This is a genomic window from Ruminococcus sp. AF31-8BH (assembly GCF_003460605.1).
Taxonomy (GTDB): Bacteria; Bacillota; Clostridia; order Lachnospirales; family Lachnospiraceae; genus Blautia_A; species Blautia_A acetigignens.
In genome coordinates, this window is sequence record NZ_QTVN01000003.1 from 180,311 (window position 1) to 195,650 (window position 15,340).

Below are 15,340 nucleotides of genomic sequence, written 5' to 3' on the forward strand. Positions count from 1 at the left end.
CCCCGGCCTGTGCTTTATTTAGTCGTATAAGTGGCAGCGCACCTTGTGTCCGTTGCCCATATCTTTCACCTCAGGCACCTGGTTCTTGCAGATTTCCATGCACTTGCGGCATCTGGTATGGAACTTACATCCCTTAGGCGGATTAGCCGGAGAAGGAATGTTGCCCTCCAGGATAATACGGTTTCTCTTCAGATCCGGATCCGGCATCGGAATTGCAGAGAACAGAGCCTCTGTATACGGATGAAGAGGATTTGCAAAAATATCTGCTGTAGTACCAGTCTCCACAAGACCTCCCAGATACATAACACCGATAGTATCGGAAATATGCTCAACTACAGAAAGGTCATGTGAAATAAACAGGTAGGTCAGATTGCGTTTTTCCTGAAGCTCCTTTAACAGGTTGATGATCTGTGCCTGTACGGAAACGTCCAGCGCAGAAACAGGCTCATCACACACAACGAATTCCGGATTCAAAGCAAGCGCTCTTGCAATGCAGATACGCTGTCTCTGTCCGCCTGAAAACTCATGGGGATAACGATCCTTGTGATAGGACTGAAGACCACAGTCATCCATAATCTTAGTTACATAATCTGCATACTCAGACTTCGGTACCAGATTGTGCTCTCTTACTGCCTCTCCAATAATCTCACCAACCGGAAGTCTTGGAGAAAGGGAAGAATAAGGATCCTGGAAAATGATCTGCATCTTAGTACGCATATCACGCATTTCCTTGCGGGAAAGACCATATACATCCTTTCCATTGAAAAGTACCTGTCCGTCTGTCTTTTCGATCAGTCTTAAGATGGTACGTCCTGTTGTGGATTTACCACATCCGGACTCTCCTACAAGACCCATTGTTGTTCCTCGTTTTAAAGTAAAGGAAACATCATCAACTGCCTTTACGGCACCAACCTGCTTACCGAACATTCCACCCTTGATCGGGAAATATTTCTTAAGATGGGATACCTCCAGAATGTTATCGGACTGCTTATTTTTATTCTCTGCTGTCTTATTCTCACTCATGAGCATTTCCCCCCTCTCCCGGATGAACAGTTGCCAGCCATCCTGCTTCCGGACGGTCAGCATAACGATAACAGCTTACTTCATGTGTCGGACTTAACTTCACAACCCCTGGATAGCTTCCCTGGCATTTATCACAGCTAAGCTCGCAGCGGTCGCGGAAGTAACAGTAATCCGGCATGTCAATTGGATTCGGAACCTTACCCGGAATACTGTAAAGCTTGTCAACCTTCTTACCAACAACCGGTTTGGAGCGCATAAGTCCAATGGTATATGGATGAGACGGATGATTGAAAATCTCACTTGCTGTACCTTTCTCAACCACACGGCCGGCATACATAACAACTACATAGTCTGCCATTTCTGCGATAACACCAAGGTCGTGAGTAATCAGCATAATGGAAGAATTGATCTTATCTTTCAGATTACGCATCAAATCCAGAATCTGAGCCTGAATAGTAACATCAAGAGCTGTAGTAGGCTCATCTGCAATGATCAGTCTTGGGTTACATGCAAGACCGATTGCGATACATACACGCTGACGCATACCACCGGACAACTCATGAGGATACATTTTATAAACGCCCTCACTGTTGGCAATACCAACCATCTCCAGCATTTCGATGGTTCTTGCCTTCACCTGCTCCTTGCTCATATCCGGATTGTGAAGCATGGTGATCTCATCCACCTGCTCACCAATACGGAAAACCGGGTTCAGCGCAGTCATAGGCTCCTGGAAGATCATGGAAAGCTCATTTCCGCGAAGCTTCTGCATAATGCTTGACGGAGTATTTACAATATTATAAGCCTTATCGCCTGTATTAAAACGGATTTCTCCTTCTACAGTCTGTCCCTGAGGACGCTGTACCAGCTGCATCAGAGAAAGGCTTGTTACAGATTTTCCGCAGCCGGATTCTCCAACGACACCAACTGTTTTTCCCTGTGGAATTTCAAAACTTACACCGTCAACAGCTTTAACAGTTCCGATATCTGTAAAGAAATAAGTATGAACATTGTCAAACTCAACTACGTTTTCCGGGTTCTTCATAGTAGTAATATATTCTGACTCCGGAATATTCTTTCTGTTTCTCTTCTTCTCTATCTCACTGGTGATTTTTCGATTCTCTTTGGAAATTCTTTTGGTTTCCTTAGCTGAGATATAGTTTGCGTTTTTCTTACCAAATAATGCCATATTCGCACCTACCGTTTCATTTTCGGGTCGAATGCGTCACGAAGACCATCACCCACAAAGTTAAAGCCAAGAACGGTCAGCAGGATTAAGAATCCGGCCGGGATCCATACGAACCAGAAGTTGGTCAATACGTATACATCATTTACCGCATTTACAATATTACCCCAGGAAGCGTATGGGAATTTAACACCGATTCCAAGGAAGCTAAGAGTTGCCTCCATCAGGATAACATCACCAAGTCCCATTGTTGCAATAACGATCAGCTGAGGAATAACGTTCGGAATCAGGTGACGGAAAATACGTCTTGAAATACGAACACCGGTAGCTTCTGTTGCAACCATAAATTCCTGCTCACGAAGAGAAAGAATCTGTCCTCGAACCATTCGTGCAATTCCAGGCCATCCTACAATACCAAGGATCGCACAAAGTGCATAAATTCGAATTCGCGGATCAATCTTGTAATAATCCATAACGGAACCAATGATAATGTACAGCGGCATCGCCGGAATACAGATTACAACGTCAACCACACGCATAAGAATGGTGTCTACCCATCCTCCGAAATAACCGGAAATACCACCGATAAGAATACCGATAATACCCTCAATAATGATAACAACGAAACCGATCATAAGGGAAATACGTCCGCCATACATCAGCCTGGTCAGCATATCCATACCATTTCCATCAGTTCCTGCCCAGTGCTTTTTGCTCGGAGCAGAATAGGTATCATTTACAGTAGTCGCTTTCTGGCTTCTTACAACATACTGTGTATTCTTAGTCTGAAGCTGATAGGTTTCTTCTTCACCAGCCTCATTCATAGCCGTAAAGGTAGTTGCTTTATCAGCAATTGCCTGCTCAACCGCCTCTTTAAAGGAAAGAGAAAGGAATACGCCGTTTGCCTGAGGAGATACCAGAAGATTGGAAATAGTAGCGTAGACTTCACCATCCTTTACAACCTCTGTGGATGTCTCTTCCTCTGTTGTATTCAGCTCATACTTAGTGCCATCATATTCAAATGAAGTCTCTCCGGCTTCAATTGCATCAAGCACTGCCTGCTTGAACTGGAAGCCAAGATCTGCATCCTTTGCTGCTGCGCTAAATACCTTCTTAGTTGCAAATGCAACCTCACCGGAAATAGTAATCTGGTTCTCACGTCCCGCTTTCTCAATGGTATAAGTAATGCCATCTACTTCAAATGTATTCTCATCATTTGCGACGGCCTCTTCATAGCCCTCTTTGATTTCGTCTGTTACTTCTGTGTTTCCAACCTGCTTATAGGTAGATTTACCCTTCAGGGTAAGAACTGTTGCTACTGATTCTGAAGAATAAATTGCCCAATAATCTTCACCCTTCTGCTCCAGTCCATAGGTTACACCATTTGCCTCAAAGGAATCATTTCCCTTGTTTGTGGCAAGAATAAATTTCTGCTGTCCCTGTGTAGGAAATTCAGCACCATTTGCTGTTTCAAAAATATAAGATTTATTATAGGTAGCTCCTGCATAATCCTTCCATACATGGTCTGTTTTACGGAAGACCTGGCTCTCGCCGTAGGGACTTACCATACCGCCTATAAACGAAAATATAAACATTGTTACCAGAATTACAAGTCCTGCCACTGCCAGCTTATTGCGGAAGAATCTTTTCGCAACAAGCATTCCAGGGGAAAGGATTTTTACACGCTGCTCATCATCCAGTGCCTTGGAGGTACTGACATGATTGTCTTTTTTCTTTGTTGAATCTGTACTCATGTTTTTCCTCCTAATTTACTCGTACCCTTGGATCTGCCACAGCATAGAGAATATCTGCGATCAGATTGCCGGTTAATGTCAGAAACGCCAGGAATACCATATAGAACATGGTAAACGGAATATCTCCCTGAGTCAGTGCCTGATAGGATGTATATCCGATTCCCGGAATCTGGAACAGAGTCTCTGTGATCATCGCTCCACCAAACAGATTGGGAAGTGTACTTCCGAGAATAGTGATGATCGGGATCAGCGTATTACGGAAAGCATGATGGGAAACTACTTTTTTCTCTGAAACACCTTTCGCTCTGGCAGTGCGGATATAGTCTGCATTCAGAACCTCTAGCATATTAGTTCTTGTATAACGCATAAGGGAACCAACACTTACGATGGTCAGCGTAATGACAGGAAGAATCATGTGCTGTGCCATATCAAGCACCTTACCTACGCTTCCGTAGGACTCATGCATACGGCTTACAATACCATACAGGTCAACCCATTTTAAATTAATAGAGAAAATCCATTTCAGAATAGTGGCAAAGAAAAAGGAAGGCAGGGAAATACCAATCAGTGCAAAAACGGTAACTGCATAATCGACCCTGCTATACTGTTTCGTTGCCGATATAATACCCAAAGGTATGGCAATCATTATTTCCAACAGGAATGCGGCCAATGCCAGCGCAAAGGAATACCAGATAACGCTGGAAAATTTCTTTGTTACAGGCTGATGGAAAATCCAGGATTCTCCAAACTCACCATGAATAGCTTTTCCGAGCCATACAAAATATCCTTCCAGGACCGGCTTATCCAGACCATACGAAGCATTCAGCTCAGCAACCAGCTCATCATAGGGCTTAGCGCCCTGTTTCATTGACATGTCACGGGCTCTTCCTTCTACATAAGAAGTAGGAAGGGCTCTCTCAATTGAATAGATAATCATGGAAACGAAGAATAGGATCATCGCTCCCAAAAGTACACGACGTACAATAAACTTCTTCATTCTTAAATTTGTCCTTTCCAGTATCAGGCAAGAAATCTGACTTTTCGTTCTTACTGGCAGTGTGTCCTGCCGGTTCTGTCCGTCTGCCGATTACAGCCGGTATACTGTGCAGTTGCCTGGCCACATATCAGCGGCCTTCTCTTTTACCGGGCACGGATTCTACCGTAACCCAAGGCATACTGCCAGTAAGGCAGTGGGTCCACTTATCAAGGTGGACCCACTGCGCTAACAGGTCATTTTTCTTTTATACCTTTAGTTCATTTCGATATTAGTGATATCGTTATACCATGAATAGAATGTGGTAACGTCTTTCGTAAAGGTATCTGCATTGATACGCTCAGGGCTGTAAATAACGCAGTTCTGTCTCTGATAGATCGGAATCTCAACTGCCCAGTCAAGAATAATATCCAGACACTGTTTGTAAACAGATTTTCTGTATTCCTGATCAGCTGTAGAACGGGCATCAATAATATCCTGATCCAGTGTTTCATCATTAATGTGGTAGTAATTGCTCTTTACACTTGCGCTGTGGTAAACCTGATACATATCAGGATCCACTGTTGCCTGCCATGCAGCTGCCCACATTTCTACAGTACCTGCATTTAAAGCATCCCACATAATATTGGAGTCTGTAACATCATTGATGTCAAGTGTAAATCCGATGGACTCAAGAGCTGCCTTTGCATCTGTAAGAATTGCAAAGCTTGGGTGATCTCCACTTCCATCAGCACCGATGATGATCTCATAGCTCATCTTTGCACCTTCCGGAGCTGCTGTTACTTTGCCGTTTTCTACAGTGTATCCAGCTGCTTCGAAAAAGCCAAGAGCTGCCTGTGTTGCTGCTGCAAACTTCTCATCATCAGTCATATCATCTGTGTAAAGCGGATTTCCATCAACATCTACAGAGTAAGCCACCTGATAATCTGCATCAGATTTCTGAGGAGCTGCCCAGGATGTATTGGAGATCGGATAGTTGATTACGGAAGCAGCATCTCCATAGTAAGAGTCAATTGCTACATCACGATATACAGCAAGTACAGTTGTAAGTGCTTTTCTTAAATTCTTAGAAGCATCAGATCCTGGCTCTCCGCCAACATTGATTGTGTTTGCGTTAAGACCAATGTATCCATATCCAAGGTTGTCTGTTGCGTTAACGATGATCTTATCACCGCTGAGCTCATCATTTCCGTTGATGCTCTTAATCTGGTCAAATGCAGATTTGCTTCCGGATGGATCGGAAAGGTCGATTGTACCCTGCTCAACGCCGGCAATCTTATCTGCATCGGAAGTCTCACGCCACTGGAGGTACTTAGTCTTAGGAGCACCCTTGTAGTAGTTCTCGTTTGCTTCCATGTATACAGTCTTGTTCTCATATTTCACAAATTTGTACGGACCTGCGCCAAGTGGCTGGTTGGATTTATCACGTACAGCGGAGAGGTCTCCTCTTGTGAAACCGAACTGGTTGTTATCATAATCATAGAGAGAAGCATCTCCATAATAGTGCATTGGCTCAACGATTACGCCAAGCTGATAGATTGTAGTTGCCTCGAAACCATCTGTGGTAACCTCAACCTCATAATCACCAAGCTTCTTAATACCTTCGATATTAGCAACTTCCTCACCCTCACCTGCAGCAGTTTTCTGCTCTACCAGGTACTCGGAAGCGATTGTTGCTGCATCTTCATCGAAGAATGCTTCATCGCCATATGCAGCTGCAAGTGCAAGATAATCCTTGCCATACTGATCTGCGATTTCATTAATGATAGTATCCTGATCCTTGCCATCTACAGAATAGTTCTCATCTTTTGCGTAAAGCATTGCGAAGAACTCATCTCCGTTTGCAACGCCGTAATCATCTGCATAATCTTCCCATGCAGTCTGAGCCCACTCATACTCAGATGTAAGAAGCGGAACCATCAGCTCATCTTTCACTCTTGCAGCAACTTCATCTGGCATATCTGCAAGTGTATTCGCAACATCTTCATCTGTGATGGAATCTGCTGCTGTGGAATTCAGACGGTAATTTTTCATACCTTTGATATTGGTGGAATAGAATGTTGCATTTCCATCATAATCTGTATCAGAAAGTACATAATATGTGAAAATCAGGTCATCTGCGGTAAGAGGCTCACCGTCAGAAAATGTTACATCCTCACGAAGTTTGAAATTGTATACAGTCTCATCCTCGCCCTCTGTAACAGTTACATCGGAAAGTCCTGTGTAAGTATAATCCGTTCCGTTATACTCACGTGTCTCGCCTTCGATACCATTATAAATAATGGCACCTGTACGGTCACTTCCGAACAGATATTCGCCTACGTTCTCTGCAATCTGCGTATCCGGAACTGTCTCGTGGAATAATCCGCTGAATTTCTCGGAGAAGTTAGTCTGTCCAATAACAAGTGGTGTATCGGAAGAACCTCCCTCAGCCTCTTCAGCAAAAACAGGAACGCTCACTGTTGATGCTGCCATGACACCTGTTAATAACAGGGCCATTAACTTCTTCTTGCTCATATCTTATCCTCCTTTGATAAATTTTATTGTAACTATCCATTAAGGACAGCCACTGCTACAACCCCTCTGGTGTTGTTCTGCGCTCTTCTATTTTATCATGTTTTACTGCTTACGCAATAGTTAATGACTGGAATTTTGTCCATTTTTGTCAAAAACCGAAAAATTCTTATTCAAAAATTGTGAATTTTACTTTAGTTCGACAACTTTGTACAGCAGCAACACTTCCCAGTGTTAAAGTTATAGCACTAACCACCTCGAATAATAGCTCCCTGGTTAACACAAGATCTGTGGGCTTCAAAAGTATCAGAATCAAGTCTGCCACACATGTAAAAAATGCAAATCCGACAATTGCGATGCTGCATCTTACCGGACGGCGTATTCCTTTTTCGTATTGTGCACGGGTCATATGGCCCACATGTTCCTCCGGAATCACCACCTGGGATGTCTGCCCTTTCCCCTCCTGATTTCTGCAAAAGAGGAGAAGGGACACCCCTCCCATGATTCCATAGGAAATGGGAAAAATCATCGTCACGAAAGGAATCAGCACCCAGAAAACACGGCTTCCTGCATTATTTATCATAAGTCCTGCCACATATACAATCATAGCCGCAATCATCAGACCTGTATAGCTCCATGCATATTGCTTCAGTTCCTTAGCCTCTGCTTTGGTGCTGTGCCATTTCCCGGTATATTCAAATTGTTTCCCGTTCTGACGGTAATCATTCCCATATTTCTTCACAAATACGCCTCACATTTCTTCTGGTTTCTCAGAAAATCTCAATCTGGTGCAGCGAAAATTAAGTATCTGCTATATTCACTGTACCAGCTTCTTATCAAGCCCCGCTACAATTTTCTGGATACAACCCTCTTCAAAAGGAACAGTAAGTCCGACCTGCTTCAGCATGGACGGATAAAAATCACTTGCAGAAAGCTCACAAAGCTTCATATATGCAGCCCATGTATCAGCCTGGTCTTTCTCCATACGAATCTTAAACTGGAATGCACAAAGCTGTGCAAGCACATAATCAATATAATAGAACGGAAGCTCATAAATATGATGCTGTCTCTGCCAGTATCTTCCATCTTCCAGGAATTTGCAGCCGGTAACATCCAGGAACGGACGATACTCCTTCTCAAGCTGCTTCCATGCATCTCTGCGTTCCTTCGGTGTCATCTCCGGATTGCCATATACAATATGCTGGAATTCATCTACCATAGTTCCATAAGGAATAAAGTCAATTGCATCCTCCAGATGCATCTTACGATAATCTTCTCCTCTTTCTCCGAAGAAAAGCTCTATCCATGGCTCTGCGAAAAATTCCATAGACATGGAATGAATTTCTGCTGTCTCCATAGTCAGATAACGGTAATGATCTTTAATAGGATCCTTGCCAGCCACATAACTCTGGAAGGCATGTCCGCACTCATGTGTAATTACATCCACATCACCACTTGTACCATTAAAGTTTGCAAAAATGAACGGTACGCCGTAATCCGGAAGTTCAGTCATGTAGCCGCCTGTAGCCTTATTCTTACGTCCAAATACATCAAAAAGTTCGTTCTCCATCATCATATTGAAGAAATCTTTTGTCTCAGCAGACATCTCTGTATACATTTTACGTCCGCTTTCAAGAATCTCTTCCGGTGTACCGATTGGAGCCGGATCTCCCTGTGGGAAATACACACCAATATCATAGTAATGAAGCTGCTCCACGCCAAGACGAGCCTGACGATTCTTATGCATCTTCGAAGCAAGCGGTACAAATACTTTCTTAATCTGGTCACGAAGCATCTGAATGTCTTCTTTGGTATAGGAATTACGATTCATGCGGCAGTATCCCATATCAATAAAATTCTCAAAGCCAAGCATCTGTGCCTGTTTGGTTCGGTTCTTTACCAGCTGATCATAAATTTCATCAAGTTCTTCCTGATTATCTTCAAAGAAGCCGGCATAAGCAGCCCATGCTTTCTTACGGGTATCACGATCTGATGAGCGCATGTATTTACTCATAAGGGAAAGATTCAATTCCTCTCCCTCCCACATAATCTTAGCGGAAGCGATCAGCTTTCTGTAACGGGTAGACAATGTATTCTCTTCCTGCATAAGGGGAATCAGACTATCATTAAAGCATTTCATCTCCAGTTCCATGGATTTAAATGCAACCGGTCCGATCTTCTCTTCCATATACGCACGATATGGAGTAGCAAAAAGCACCTTCTGATATTCATTTCCCAAAGCTGTCAGCTCTGGAAGCATCTCATCATAATAAGCATTCTCTTCCTCATAAAACGCATCTGCCACATTCCCATCTCTGCGGATATGTGCAATTGTGTAGAGAGTGTTAACATGATCTAACAGCTTGTAAAATTCCTGATGGATTTCAAACTGCTCTTCCCCGCTTTTCGCCTGGGAAGCTCTCTGGATGATTTCTTTTCCCTGAGCGATTACAGCTGGAAAATCAACGCGGCTGTAAGGCATTTCTGAAAATTTCATCTTATTCCTCCTTTTTCACACGATAAAGTGATTATTGGACAAATCTACTTTGTCCATACAATAAATGGGCGGGCAAACTCTCTGAATCACATCTCCAGATTGCTGTCCGTCCATTGTCGCGTATCAATTACTATATCATATATATCACAAAATTAAAAGACTAAAAATTATTAAAAAAGGTTAAAAATATACAACTGCTACTCGCCAATTCCCGCTTCGCCCTCTTCTACCATTTCCATATCATCAATATTTTCGGCATCATCAGACTTTTCATCTCCATAGGTATCTGCTGTATATGGAACCTCTGTTACCTTTGCCTGCTCCATAAGAAGTCCGGTAGCCTTACTTTCATAAATGGCATTTACAATGGTCTCTCTTGTATATAAAGCTTCAAAATCTGCTGCAGTTTCACCATAATATGCAGCATATTCTTTTACATAATCTACATATTCCTCTTCTGAAACCTCTACATTATTTGCCTGTACATATGCAGCAATAAACAGCCTGCGGTTTACAAGATTTTTGGCTTCTTCTTCAATATCGGACTCGGAAACGCCGAACATTTCCAGAACGTCGCTTACTTCCTCCCCATCTTCCATGAACATGGTGTAGCCGGAAAGCACTTCCTCCTTGCAGGATTCAAACAGGGCATCCGGATACTCGCCTGTAAACTCTGTTTTTGCCACGCAGGCCGTGATCAGCTCCTCTTCCGCATCATAGGTGCTCTGCTCGTCATAGCTCTGCTGCAGGTTTTCCTTTACGGCTGCTTCGTAGTCTGCCTTGGTGTCGTAGTCTGTGTTGTTCTTTACGTAATCGTCGTTGTACTCTGGCGTGTTGGATTTGGTGACATCCGTTACTTCTACTTTGAAGTCCACGGTTTTGCCCTGCCAGTCCTCCTGCCAGGTATCATCCCCGTATGTGACGGAAAAATCAAGCTGATCCCCAGCAGAAACGCCTGTCAGCTTCTCATCAAACTCAGCGCCGTATTCTTCCTGTCCGAGAATGATAAAGGTTTCTTCCTCATCCCCGGCCTCGCCGTCAACTGTAGCAGTTAAATTCATATATACAATATTGCCATCCTCAGAAGGTGCATTTGTAGACTCTTCCTCGCTGTAGCTCTCCAGTTCTTCCTGAATTTCCTCCTGCACCATGTCATCTGTGATCTCATAGGTGTACTTGGTCACTTCCACATCGCTGTAATCACCAATGGTAACGTAATCGGAAGCATTTTTCACAAGATAATCAGATGGAGTGATGGGATCCAGTGCTGTCTCTTCTGTATCATCCACGGCATCGATTTCCTCATTGCTCTCCAGATCCTGGGAAAATTCCGGGTCCAGCTCAGACAGCTCATCGTCATCCATAGATGCTGCTGCAGAATCGTCCTGGGCATCCTGTGTGTTCTGTGTATCTGTATTGTCTGTGGAAGCTTTCCCCCCGCATCCTGCCAGTACTACCATTGCTGCCAGGGCAGCAAGAACATATCTTTTCTTCATAATTTATATTCCTTTCTGATCTCATTTGCCTGTGTCAGTTAAAGATAATATAACATTTTTGCAATATTTTGTAAACATTTTTGAACGAGGACACCTTTTTTTCACAAACTGTTAACTCCTGACTTTCGCCTTCCTGCCACACATAATTCCATGGGTTTGTACATAAAAGAATCCCCCATGCAGATGCCAGAAACATCTGCACAGAGGATTTCCAAAAATCTCTTATCTTTCCTCTCGGAAGTAGGAAAGTCCCAGACTTTCCGGAGGCTGATTTTCTTTTTTCTTGCGGAAGCTTACCACGATCAGAACCACGATAGTAACCACATACGGAACCATCTGGATCAGATCGGTAATATAGCTTGCCACCTTAATTCCAAGAATACTCGGAAGGAACTGATACAGCCAGTAGAGCATTCCAAACAGGTAAGCACCCCAGATTGCATTCAGCGGCTTCCAGGTAGTGAAAATTACAAGCGCAACAGCCAGCCAGCCAAGAGCTTCAATCTGTCCTGTAGTTGCCCAGATTCCCTGGTTGTAATCCAGTACATAATACAGGCCGCCAATACCGGAAAGACCTGCACCAATACAGGTTGCCAGATATTTATACTTTGTAACATTAATACCTGCTGCATCTGCTGTTCCCGGATTTTCTCCTACTGCACGAAGATTCAGACCTACTCTTGTTTTGTTCAGTATATAGTGAAGTACAATGGCAATAATAATTGCCGCATACACCAGAAAGCCATAAGGAAATACCGTTTTACTGATAATTCCAAGCTTCGTTGACAGGAACGGAATCTTCTTTGAAAAAGATGCATAGGCAAGAGGTGCCGCTGTATAGCTTGCACCATTTAAAATAAATACACCGAAAAAGTTGGCAACACCCATACCAAAGGTTGTAAGAGCAAGACCGGTAACGTTCTGGTTTGCACGTAAGGTAATGGTCAGGAAGCTGAAGATCAGCCCACCGAGCATAGATGCCGCAATTGCTGCTGTAAGTGCCAGAAGCACACATATCCATCCTTTTGGATCTGCAGCATTTTTCTCATAGAAATAAGAGCTGGCAAAGCCGGCAAAACCGCCAAGGTACATAATTCCCGGAACACCAAGATTCAGGTTTCCGGATTTCTCAGTAGTAATTTCTCCCATGGAGCCAAACATAATGATGGTTCCAAATGGAATTGCCCTGATGATCCATGCAATCAGATTACTCATTTAGTGCACCTCCTTTTTGGAACCCCGGAAGATCATCTTGTAATTAATAAAGAATTCACTTCCCAGAATAAAGAACAGGATAATTCCTTCAATAATACTTGCTGCATAATCATTCAGACTGTATGCAGAAGCAATTTCTGATGCGCCCTTGGAAAGGAAGATCAGCAAAAATGAAATCAATGCCATATAAAAAGTATTGAATTTTGCAAGCCATGCAACAATAATAGCAGTAAATCCGTTTCCACCTGCTGATGTGGTGGATATTGTCTGATCTCTTCCGGCTACGATCAGGAATCCTACCAGACCGCAGATTGCACCGGAAATGATCATAGTACGGATGGTGACCCATTTTACGTTGATTCCGGCATATCTTGCAGTATTCTCAGATTCACCTACTACTGTGATCTCATAACCTTGTTTGGAATATTTCAGATAGAAAAACATGACAAACATCAGAATTACAACAATAAGAATATTAATGTTGTATCTCTGACCCATAAACTGCGGAAACCATCCGGCCTGTGTGGACATGTTCAGTTTTCCAAGACTGGAGGCCTTTCCTCTGAGAATGTTCGTCATACATGCAACAATACTTGTTGCAACGTAATTCATCATCAGGGTGAAAAGAGTCTCGTTGGTATTCCAATATGCTTTAAATACTGCCGGAATAAATCCCCAAAGACCGCCGGCAATTACACTTGTAAGAAACATTACCAGAAAAAGCACCGGTGTAGGAAGGCTTCCTCCGAATTTTACCATAATCATAGCTGTCGCAAGACCGCCTACAAGCACCTGACCTTCTGCACCAATATTCCAGAAGCGCATTTTAAACGCAGGAGCAAGGGCAATACCAATGCAAAGCAGGGTTACCAGATCTCGCATTGCCCAGGAAAAACGGATGCTTGTCATAAAGGTTCCGTTTAACATAACTCCGTATACAGACAGCGGATTTAGCCCGGTTACACTATAAATGAAAATAGCATCTACGACCAGTGCCAGAATAATGGCAGCTGCCCGAACCCATACCTTATAGCCAAAGCTGCTTCTGTCACGCTTAATAATTCGGATCAAGGGCTCTTTTGTTTTTACTTCGCTCATTTATTTTCCCTCCTTCCGAAGATTTGTCATAAGAAGTCCCACTTCTTCCTTGGTAGTAGTTCTGGCATCCAGAATGCCGTTCTCCTTACCGCCGCAAAGCACAAGGATACGGTCGCACAAATCAATAAGAACGTCCAGGTCTTCACCAACGTATACAACTGCAACTCCTTCTTTTTTCTCTTCATCCAGAAGATTATAAATCGTATAAGAGGTATTGATATCAAGGCCTCTTACCGCATATGCAGTCATCAGTACAGTAGGTGCCTCTGCAATCTCACGGCCTACCAGAACCTTCTGCACATTTCCGCCGGACAGACGGGATACAGGAGTATTCAGGCTTGGAGTTACAACCTCCAGTTCCTCTTTTACCTTTTCTGCCATTTTTCTTGGAGTACGCATATCTGTAATCGGGGATGAGCCTTTTCCATAGCTTTTAAGAAGCATATTTCCGGTCATACCCATAGAGCCTACCAGTCCCATGCCAAGACGATCCTCCGGAACAAATGCAAGGTGAACGCCTGCATCGCGGATCTTTTTTGGTGTTTTACCAACCAGCTGAATAGGCTGATCTTCTTTGCCGCGCTCATAGAACTCAATGCTGCTTCCCTGCGCTGTGATCTGAAGTCCTGCAATGGCTTCCAGAAGCTCCTTCTGGCCATTTCCGGAAATACCTGCGATTCCCAGGACTTCTCCTCCGTAAACATCAAAGCTTACGTCATCCAGTATCTTGATTTCCTCGCGATTATATACAGTCAGATGAGATATTTCCAGACGTTTCACAGGATTCACAGGTGCGGAACGGGCAATGTTCAGTTCTACCTTTTTGCCTACCATCATCTCTGTCAGAGAATTCTCTGTAGCTTCACTGGTGTTTACTGTACCTATATATTCGCCTTTTCTGAGAATTGCAACCTGATCAGAAATCTCTAATACTTCATGAAGCTTGTGTGTGATGATAATAACAGATTTGTTATCTGCCTTCATATTACGGATTACTTCAAAGAGACGTTCTGTTTCCTGAGGTGTAAGCACTGCAGTAGGCTCATCCAGAATCAGGATGTTCGCGCCTCGGTAAAGTACCTTTACAATCTCCAGAGTCTGTTTCTGAGACACACTCATCTCATAGACCTTCTGGTTCAGATCCAGGTCAAAATGATATCTGTCACAAATAGCCTGTGCTTTTTTCCGAACCTCTTTCAGATCGAATTTCTGTTTTTTGTCAAGTCCAAGAGCAATATTTTCTGTGGCACTGAATACATCGATCAGCTTAAAATGCTGGTGGATCATACCGATTCCCAGATCATAAGCATCTTTTGGTGAGCGGATCTCTACTCTCTTCCCATCAACAAGGATTTCTCCTGAATCCGGAAAATAGATACCGGAGATCATATTCATAAGGGTAGTCTTACCGCTTCCGTTTTCTCCCAGGAGGGAGAGGATCTCGCCTTTTTTTACATCAAGGCTTACATTTTTGTTGGCAACAACTTTTCCAAATGTTTTGGTAACATTTTTTAACTGAATTGCATATTCCAAAGTGTTGTGCCTCCCTTCCCTTTTTCATTA

General features: G+C 43.3%; 11 protein-coding genes. All 11 read right to left on the reverse strand.

The genetic code is table 11. The features are described 5' to 3' along the window. Positions 1-18: 18 nt before the first annotated feature. Entirely contained in the window at positions 19-1,023 is a 1,005-nt protein-coding gene (locus DWZ38_RS05160; RefSeq protein WP_117850650.1) for a dipeptide ABC transporter ATP-binding protein, read from the reverse strand. Next, complete coding sequence (locus DWZ38_RS05165; protein WP_347518957.1) at positions 1,016-2,068, reverse strand: ABC transporter ATP-binding protein; 1,053 nt, start codon at positions 2,066-2,068, stop codon at positions 1,016-1,018. The genes DWZ38_RS05160 and DWZ38_RS05165 overlap by 8 nt, the downstream gene beginning before the upstream one ends. Positions 2,069-2,220: 152 nt before the next feature. Next, the gene (locus DWZ38_RS05170) at positions 2,221-3,963 is read right to left on the reverse strand and encodes an ABC transporter permease (protein WP_243000164.1); all 1,743 of its coding nucleotides are present in this window, start codon (positions 3,961-3,963) and stop codon (positions 2,221-2,223) included. 10 nt (positions 3,964-3,973) lie between these two features. Continuing rightward, entirely contained in the window at positions 3,974-4,960 is a 987-nt protein-coding gene (locus DWZ38_RS05175; RefSeq protein WP_117850654.1) for an ABC transporter permease, read from the reverse strand. 252 nt (positions 4,961-5,212) lie between these two features. Then, on the reverse strand, positions 5,213-7,474 hold the full coding sequence (locus DWZ38_RS05180) for an ABC transporter substrate-binding protein (RefSeq protein WP_117850657.1): 2,262 nt from the start codon (positions 7,472-7,474) through the stop codon (positions 5,213-5,215). A gap of 166 nt (positions 7,475-7,640) precedes the next feature. Next, positions 7,641-8,213 carry a hypothetical protein gene (locus DWZ38_RS05185; RefSeq protein WP_117850659.1) on the reverse strand — a complete coding sequence of 191 codons (573 nt, stop codon included), beginning with the start codon at positions 8,211-8,213 and terminating at the stop codon, positions 7,641-7,643. Between the two features lie 75 nt (positions 8,214-8,288). Then, positions 8,289-9,968, reverse strand: coding sequence for a M3 family oligoendopeptidase (locus tag DWZ38_RS05190; protein ID WP_117850661.1), 1,680 nt, complete (start codon positions 9,966-9,968; stop codon positions 8,289-8,291). A 197-nt stretch (positions 9,969-10,165) separates the two neighbouring features. After that, on the reverse strand, positions 10,166-11,464 hold the full coding sequence (locus DWZ38_RS05195) for a hypothetical protein (protein ID WP_117850664.1): 1,299 nt from the start codon (positions 11,462-11,464) through the stop codon (positions 10,166-10,168). 222 nt (positions 11,465-11,686) lie between these two features. Next, positions 11,687-12,679 (reverse strand): ABC transporter permease, encoded by a 993-nt coding sequence (locus DWZ38_RS05200; protein ID WP_021925727.1) that lies wholly within the window; start codon positions 12,677-12,679, stop codon positions 11,687-11,689. Continuing rightward, complete coding sequence (locus tag DWZ38_RS05205; RefSeq protein ID WP_021925726.1) at positions 12,680-13,777, reverse strand: ABC transporter permease; 1,098 nt, start codon at positions 13,775-13,777, stop codon at positions 12,680-12,682. Next, a complete protein-coding gene (locus DWZ38_RS05210) occupies positions 13,778-15,310 on the reverse strand; it encodes an ABC transporter ATP-binding protein (protein WP_117850666.1) in 1,533 nt (510 codons plus the stop codon). Positions 15,311-15,340 lie beyond the last annotated feature (30 nt).

Bases quoted from the DNA above. Each gene is read 5' to 3' on its own strand.
- DWZ38_RS05190 (WP_117850661.1), bottom strand. From the start codon at position 9,968: ATGAAATTTTCAGAAATGCCTTACAGCCGCGTTGATTTTCCAGCTGTA.
- DWZ38_RS05195 (WP_117850664.1), bottom strand. From the start codon at position 11,464: ATGAAGAAAAGATATGTTCTTGCTGCCCTGGCAGCAATGGTAGTACTG.
- DWZ38_RS05170 (WP_243000164.1), bottom strand. From the start codon at position 3,963: ATGAGTACAGATTCAACAAAGAAAAAAGACAATCATGTCAGTACCTCC.
- DWZ38_RS05165 (WP_347518957.1), bottom strand. From the start codon at position 2,068: ATGAAGAACCCGGAAAACGTAGTTGAGTTTGACAATGTTCATACTTAT.
- DWZ38_RS05200 (WP_021925727.1), bottom strand. From the start codon at position 12,679: ATGAGTAATCTGATTGCATGGATCATCAGGGCAATTCCATTTGGAACC.
- DWZ38_RS05205 (WP_021925726.1), bottom strand. From the start codon at position 13,777: ATGAGCGAAGTAAAAACAAAAGAGCCCTTGATCCGAATTATTAAGCGT.
- DWZ38_RS05160 (WP_117850650.1), bottom strand. From the start codon at position 1,023: ATGAGTGAGAATAAGACAGCAGAGAATAAAAATAAGCAGTCCGATAAC.
- DWZ38_RS05180 (WP_117850657.1), bottom strand. From the start codon at position 7,474: ATGAGCAAGAAGAAGTTAATGGCCCTGTTATTAACAGGTGTCATGGCA.
- DWZ38_RS05175 (WP_117850654.1), bottom strand. From the start codon at position 4,960: ATGAAGAAGTTTATTGTACGTCGTGTACTTTTGGGAGCGATGATCCTA.